Origin of the sequence: Kitasatospora sp. NPDC059747, assembly GCF_042732955.1 — a bacterium.
Classification (GTDB): domain Bacteria; phylum Actinomycetota; class Actinomycetes; order Streptomycetales; family Streptomycetaceae; genus Kitasatospora.
Genome location: NZ_JBHWGV010000033.1, coordinates 70,619 through 75,593, shown reverse-complemented (window position 1 = coordinate 75,593; position 4,975 = coordinate 70,619). Strand labels below are relative to the sequence as shown.

Here is a 4,975-nt window from a genome sequence, read left to right as displayed (position 1 = left end):
GATTGTAAAACCCCCCCACCCAGCGCCCCCCCCGCCCCGCCCGGGGCCGACCCGCGCGGTGCCCCACGCCTTCTGGGTTCCGGACTGGGCGTAACCCCACCCGCACCCGGGACCGTCGGCGACGAGCTTCTTCGTCGCCGGGTCGTAGTGCGAGTCGAGGGGTGTCTGCTTCTGGCAGTCCGGGGACTTCGGCGTCGTCGTCGCGCAGGCCGGCAGGACCACCAGGTGGGCCCGAGCGGCCCAGTCCGCGCCGAACGCCGTGTCCAGGCTCGACGCCTCGACGCCCAGGCGTACTGGCGCGTCATCGCCCGCACCAGGACGCGTGAGGGTCAGCGCCACACCCGGAATGCCGGCGGCTGCAGTGGACTTGGCGTCCGCCACGTCGACCTGGATCGTCTGACCCGCAGCCGACGAGCCCGCCAGCGGCGCGACCGTGACCGGAAGTCCCGACGCCTTCGCCTCGGCACCGGCCTGCGGACTCTCGCCCGCTCCGAGTGCCTTCGCCTCGGGCGCGGTTCCGAGCGTCACCGAGGCGTGGCCACTCGGGAGCGTCTGCGGGCCCTTCGGCGGCGTCCAGGTCGGTGGCACCGGGTGCTCCGGCTTCGGCGCCGGGACCGGTGTGACGTTCTGGCCGGCGATCGAGGCCGTCTTCGGCAGGGTGGTGTTCGGCGGGGACCACTTGCGCGAGTAGTCCGGCCCGTCCGCCGCCACCGCGAACGGCACGGGCGCAAGGAGCGAAGCGAGGACTGCAGCCATGGTGACGGCCGCGAGCCGACTCCTCAGCCTGCCCGTTCCACCCCTTTCCCTCTCAAAACTTGATGGTCGTCTGAATGACACCTATTTACCCCCACATTTCGGCCCCCGCATTCGGAAGCCAGCTGCTGTATCCGAACCGCCGGATGCTAGCCATTGGCACTGACAGTGGGTCAAGGTGCAGCGGACAGTGAGGACAATCACAGGCGTTGCAAAGTTGATCAAAAAGCTGCATTTCTGGCATTCAATCCCGAAAAAATTTGCCGATCCGCCCGATTGCTGTCCACGGTGTGCTGCTGACCTGCAGTGACACAGGTCGTTTCGAACCTATTGGGGGGAGATTCCCGTCTTGACCAGAAAGCGCCGCTACAACGGTGCGTCGTCCAGCATGTTGGCCGTGACAGCCGTCCTGGCACTCACGACCGCCCTTGCAGGGCCGCAGGCCCCGGCCATAGCCGACAGTCCGCAGGCGCCGTCGCAGGCCGCTATCGATGCCGCGACCGCGAAGATGACGCAGGAGCGCCCGCCCGCCAACGCCACCGAGACGGCGATCGCCCAGGCCAAGGCCACCGGCAAGAACGTCCCGATCGACTCGCTCACCACCGAGTTCAGCGAGACCGTCGCCACTCCAGCGGGGCACTTGGCGCTCACGAGCCACCCGGACCAGCAGCGTGTCAAGCGCAACGGTGTCTGGCAGGGGCTGGACGCCACCCTCGTGGCCAATCAGGACGGCACCTTCTCCCCCAAGTCCGCAGCAGGCCAGCTGACGCTGTCCAAGGGCGGAAACGGACCGCTGGCCACGATGACCAGCGCGGACGGCAAGAAGCTCGCCCTCACCGCCCCCTTCGCCCTCACCACGCCCACCGTCACCGGCGACAGCGTGGTCTACCCGTCCGTCGGCCCCGACATCGACCTCAAGGTCACCGCCACCAAGCTCGGCGGCCTCTCGACCGTTCTGGTCGTCAAGACCCAGGCCGCCGCCGCCAACCCGGTTCTCAAGAACCTGCACTTCGACACCACCGCCGACGGCGTGACCGTCAGCAGTGACGCCAAGGGCAACATCACCGCCACAGCGGCCGACGGCAAGCCCCGCTGGACCGCGCGCACCCCGCAGATGTGGGACAGCACCCCCACCTCCGCGGCGCCTACCCCCTCTTCGGCCCCCGCCGTGAAGGCCTCCATGATGCTCATGGCAGCCCCCGCAGCGGATACCCCGGCACCCACCGGCACTCCGACGGATCCGGCCAAGGCGGCGCCGGCCGGCAGCGACGCGGGACCCGGCGCGGGCTCCAAGGTCTCTGACATGCCGGTCAAGGCCGGCGCCACCGGCATCGACCTGACTCCTGACCAGGACCTCCTGGCCCACGGCACCGCGCCCTACTACATCGACCCCGCCTTCCTGCCCTGGAGCACGTCGGCCAACGCCTGGACCTGGGTCCAGTCGCAGCACGACGGCTCCAACAACTGGCTAGCCCAGGGCAGCAAGGACAGCGACCACCCGGGCGTCGGCGTCTGCGGCACCTACCCCAACGGCGGCAGCTGCATCCCCGCAGACATCGAACGCAGCTTCTACCAGTTCGATACCAGTGCGCTCAGCGGGACGGTCGTCCACTACGCGACGATGAACCTGCAGGAGTACGTCTCCGCAGACTTCAACTGCTCTACCGCGTATAACCTCAACCTGTACGTCACTGGTGCGATCGCCAACGGCACGACCTGGTCCAACCAGCCCTCGGCGACAAGCGGCTCGTTCGGCCCGGTGGCGGTCGGCGGCTCCGGCCACAACGGCTGCTACGACAACGTGCCGTTCGCGTTCACCGTCACCGCTGCGCTCCAGCAGTACACCAATAGCGGACAGCTGACCTTCGGCCTCTACGGCGACGAGAGCAACCAGTACGCCTTCAAGCGGTTCACCTACCAGCCGTCGCTGTACGTCGAGTACGACCGCATTCCCAACACCCCGACCAACCCCGCGGTGTGGCCAGCCCCGACGACCGTGGTCCCCGGCGGGGCCAACCAGTCCTGCGGCGACGGCAATGCCAACCACTGGGCCTGGCTCGGCGCAGGCACCAACCAGGACAATAAGGTCTTCCTCAACGCCACCGTCGCCAGCAACGCCCAGAGCCAGCTGTACTCCTGGGACCACATCTGGGACTACAACCTCCCCGGTGTCCCCGACGTCGCATCGGGCTACAGCAACATCGTCGGCAGCGGCGGCACCACGACCTTCCAGGTCCCCGGCAGGGTGATCCAGGACGGCCACGCCTACGGCTTCAGCATGAGGGCCACCGACCAGCTCGACGGTGTGCCGTGGTCCGACACCGCCCCGAACTGCTACTTCAAGGTCGACCTCACCCCGCCGACCCTCACCTTCCCCACCACGGTCAGCGACACCACCAAGCAGTTCCCGCCCAGCGGCAACGGCCAGACCCCCCAGATCTACGCCGGCCAGAGCGGCGGCGTGCCCTTCACCGCGACCGACCCCGCCCCCAGCGGCGGCTATTCCTCCGGCCTTGCCTGCCTTCGCTGGAGCTTCGACCCCCAGCTCGCCGGCGCCAGCTGGCAGTGCGGCAGCTCGATGCCCAGCGGCCAGATCCCGGTGACCGCCGGGCGCTGGGGAACCAACGTCCTCTACATCCAGGCCGAGGACAACGCCGGCAACATCTCCCCGGTCGCGCAGTACGCCTTCTACGCCCCGTGGAACCCGAACAGCCCCGCGCCGGTCTTCGGCGACGTCACCGGTGATGCCCTGCCCGACATCGTCACCGCCGACCCCAACGGCGACCTGCGCGCCTACAACATCGGCGCCTCCACCACCGCACCCAAGTCCACACTGCTCGCCCCGAAGACGCTCTCCCCCCACAGCGACTCCTGGGCCGCCTACCACGTCACCCACCGCGGAAGCCTGCGCGGCGGACTGAACGTCGACGATGTCATCGCCCACCGGGACAACGACACGGACCTCTGGTACTCCGCCAACCCCGGCAACAGCGGCGTCGCCGGCGTCCTCGGCACCGCGAAGACGGTGCTGAGGCCCACCTGTGACGCGACCCTGCCCGACTGCACGGACTACGCCGCCGACTGGTCGAAGGTCCTCCAGATCGCCGCCAGCGGCGACCCGACCACCACAAACCTCGACCCGAGTAAGAAATTCCTGAACCGCACCGGCCTCTTCACCGTCGAAAGCACCGCAGGCGGCACGGACGCCGCGCTCTGGTTCTACCCCACCGTGGGCCAGGCCGTCTTCGGCTCACCCACCAAGCTCGACACGAAGGGCTGGAAGGGCTGGGACCTGATCTCCCCCGGTGACTGGAAGGGTCAGGGCCACCCGGGCCTGTGGGCCCGCAACCAGAGCACCGGCGAACTGCGCGCATGCACCTTCACCGTCGGCACGATCAACGGCGTCAACCAATACGGCGACTCCGTCACCTACTCGAGCATCACCAGCATGGACCCGCCCACGACGATCAACGGCCCCGGCGGCCTGGTCAGCACCGGCTGGCCCACCGTGGGATCCGACGGCGACCTCACCAACAGCGGCTCCCCCACCCTCTGGGGCATCACGCCCACTGGCGTCATCCAGATCTGGACCGGCCACTCCACCACCACGGCCCCCTACTTCACCTGGACCGCCGGCCCCACCACTGTCTCGAACACCTACGCCGACAACACGTCCGTCACCCTCGCCGCCCAGAGCGGCAAGTGCATGGACGTCAACGGTGCCAGCTCCGCCCCCGGCGCGGCCGTCCAGATCTGGGACTGCAACACCACCAACGCCCAGTGGAGCTTCAAGCCTGACGGCACCCTGCGCGTCCTCGGCGGCTGCCTCGACGCTACCCAGAACGGCACCGCCAACGGCACCGCGCTCGAACTCTGGACCTGTGGGAACGGATCCCCGAACCAGATCTTCCTGCCCCGATCGGACGGCACTCTCTACAACCCCGCCTCCGGTCGCTGTGTCGACCTCCCCTACGCCAACACCACCAATGGCACCCGACTCCAGCTGTTCGACTGCAACGGCGGGACGGCCCAGAAGTGGGCACCGGTCCCACGAAGCAGTTGAGGTAGCGCAGACAGGGAACCCCGGGTCCGTGGTTCCCTGAGGAGTTGACTCGATTGACTGTGGCGGGGGGGAAAGCCAGAAGGCCAAAGAGACGGGAACCAAAGAGACAATAGGCGCGAGAAGAGCGAACAAGCGGCAGAAAGAGAAGACGGGTAGACG

1 protein-coding gene and 1 pseudogene are annotated in these 4,975 nt (G+C 68.3%); one reads left to right on the top strand and one right to left on the bottom strand.

Features of this window, described 5'->3' with window-relative positions; all coding sequences use genetic code 11:
* Positions 1 to 756 (bottom strand): annotated as a pseudogene (locus tag ACFV4G_RS17175) (hypothetical protein); the annotation flags it as partial.
* Between the two features lie 394 nt (positions 757 to 1,150).
* Here ACFV4G_RS17175 and ACFV4G_RS17170 point away from each other — a divergent pair.
* Positions 1,151 to 4,816: a ricin-type beta-trefoil lectin domain protein gene (locus ACFV4G_RS17170; protein WP_380441037.1), complete on the top strand. Its 3,666-nt coding sequence runs from the start codon at positions 1,151 to 1,153 to the stop codon at positions 4,814 to 4,816.
* Positions 4,817 to 4,975: the final 159 nt, after the last annotated feature.